The sequence below is a fragment of the Rhodococcus sp. EPR-134 genome (genome assembly GCF_001647205.1).
Classification (GTDB): domain Bacteria; phylum Actinomycetota; class Actinomycetes; order Mycobacteriales; family Mycobacteriaceae; genus Rhodococcus_F; species Rhodococcus_F qingshengii.
This window is the reverse complement of record NZ_LVCT01000108.1, coordinates 1-2,201: the sequence shown is the minus strand read 5'-3', so window position 1 is coordinate 2,201 and position 2,201 is coordinate 1. Positions and strand designations below refer to the sequence as shown.

General features: G+C 58.6%; 3 protein-coding genes. All 3 read right to left on the bottom strand.

What is annotated here, in order from left to right:
• Positions 1–114 precede the first annotated feature (114 nt).
• Positions 115–582: a WhiB family transcriptional regulator gene (locus A2J01_RS05255; RefSeq protein WP_230691654.1), complete on the bottom strand. Its 468-nt coding sequence runs from the start codon at positions 580–582 to the stop codon at positions 115–117.
• A 6-nt stretch (positions 583–588) separates the two neighbouring features.
• A complete protein-coding gene (locus A2J01_RS05250) occupies positions 589–1,434 on the bottom strand; it encodes an HpcH/HpaI aldolase/citrate lyase family protein (RefSeq protein ID WP_047269986.1) in 846 nt (281 codons plus the stop codon).
• 220 nt (positions 1,435–1,654) lie between these two features.
• Positions 1,655–2,095, bottom strand: a complete 441-nt coding sequence (locus tag A2J01_RS05245; protein ID WP_047269987.1) for a universal stress protein — start codon at positions 2,093–2,095, stop codon at positions 1,655–1,657.
• Positions 2,096–2,201: the final 106 nt, after the last annotated feature.

Genomic DNA, 2,201 nt, shown 5'->3' with positions numbered 1-2,201 from the left:
ACCACCGAGTTGCCTTACCTCGAAAAGCAAGTTACGCAGCACCCTGAGGGTTTCGGAAACGCTTGAGGTGTGCACTGCCCGCATCGCCAGCGAAGAAGACACGAAGGACCGAATTCAGTATTGCGCTGCTGGAGACTCATTTCTTCCCCGCTCAGTCGCTCGAAATGCTGGACGTTTTCCGGGAGGCAAGTGAGTGCTAGAAATGGTGAGTCGTTTGCGTGGACGTCGCAGTTCGATCTCGTGTGAGGTTGATGACGCTGTGTTGGTTCGGATGTTGGTGCGCTTGCGGTCGGTTTCGGTGGTGCCTCCCCAGATTCCGAATCGTTCGGTGGCTGTGTCTGCGTGGAAGCGGCATTCGGAGATCACAGGACAGTCGGCACAGAGTTGTTTGGCGGTTGCTTCCCGATCGTCTCGAGCAGATTGACTTTCGCCCTCCGGTGAGAAGAAGAGATTGGGATCGGCTTGGCGGCAGGAGGCCCTCAACTGCCATTCCCATAGATCGTTCAGAGGCGACAGGGGATGTGCGACTAGATCATGATCGGAACTGGACAACGGAGAGCAGTCGGGGGTTTCAGAGTTCACGGCCGCTCAGAGGTTCGAAAAGACCGTTGCGATCTGGTGTATCCGATGTGCACGGGCTAGAGCGGGGCGGTCGCTCCCATGTCGGATGTTGTGCCCGTCGATTCCCAACCTGTCGATTGTGTCTCCCGCCCATTGGACATCGTCGTTGGTGGGACTCAATGCCGTATTCACTCGGGCGGTGTCCTCAGGGCGCATGCAGAGCTTGCCGGTAAATCCCATCGACCGCGTAACGCCGAGGTCGATTTCGAGTTGGTTGTCATGTTTCGAGACCGTTGGGCCATCGATTGGTCCGGCGATCCCGGCTGCTCGACTGGCTACGACCATGCGGCCTCGTGCGTAGGCAAGAGCTGCGGGTTCGGTGGATGTTGCGGTGTCGAGTCGAAAGTCGCCTATTCCGAACGCGAGTCGCTGGGTGTGCGGAGTTGACGCGATATCGAATCCGCGTTCGATACCCAAGGCTGATTCGATCAACGCGATGATCGGTGTTGAGGCAGGTAGACGGGTTGCGGTTTCTTCGATGTGTTGTGCTGATTCGCATTTGGCGAGGACGACACCCTCGACTCCGGGTTGGTTTCTGAGCGCGTCCAAGTCGTCCCGCCAGTCTGGGCTTCCGGCAGGATTGATGCGTACCCATCCTCGATGTGTTGGGGAGAGCCACGAGCGCAATGCGTGTCGTGCACCGCCCCGCAGGTCTGGGAGGATCCCGTCTTCGAGGTCGTAGATGACCGCGTCACTCGTGCAGTGATGTGCGATGGTGAATTGTTCTGTTGATGTGGCTGCAGTAAGTAGCCATGACCTGGCGTGTTCGAGTGGTATTCGATTGCGGGGTGTTGTAGTGCGGTCGGAAGCCAATTTCTCGTCCCTATCTCCATCGATGAGTGAGTAGCTCTAGCCAATGCCGTTTGTTCGGAACATGGTTCGGCTGTTTGTTCGGAACATGGTTCGCTTGGACGGTGGTGGCGGAATATATGTCAGCGCGTTGCCGCCACCACCGTGCGCGGCGCAGAAATGCTCCGGCTACGCGCTCGGACTGTCATCGTGGATCCGACCGAATGCGCAACCAGGAACAGAATTAGTGCACGGTGTGCACGATCAGGACATCGCACGGTGCGCGGCGCGCCAAGTCTGCGGGGACTGACCCGAGCAGTCGGCCGCTGAGTGAGTTGAGGCCGCGATTGCCCACTACGAGCATGTCTGCGTCAACTTCCAGAACGAGCGCTAACAGGACCTCGACAGGGTTACCAGCAACGAGCCGGGTTTCGACCTGGGCGATTCCGAGCGCATTCGCGTGCGAGCGCGCGGATCGAAGGACTTTTGATGCCGCGTCGGCGTCATGATCACTTCGTGGTTGGTCGTCCAGCGAGAGAAGTGCCTGGGCTGACTCGGGATGGTATGCGACGACGATGTTCAGCGCCGCTGATTCGTCGGCAGCCAATGCGGCTGCTTTTTCCACTGCGCGAAGAGACGACTCCGAGCCGTCGGTACCTACCACGATTGTGCGGTAAGCGGTCATGTGGCATTCCTCTACTGGCTAGTGGTGCAAGGGGTGGATTACGGGTGTTTGTCGACGGGCACGGGTTCAGGTGTGTGGAGGACAACAATGTTCTTACGCACCGCGA

Bases quoted from the DNA above. Each gene is read 5' to 3' on its own strand.
- A2J01_RS05245 (WP_047269987.1), bottom strand. From the start codon at position 2,095: ATGACCGCTTACCGCACAATCGTGGTAGGTACCGACGGCTCGGAGTCG.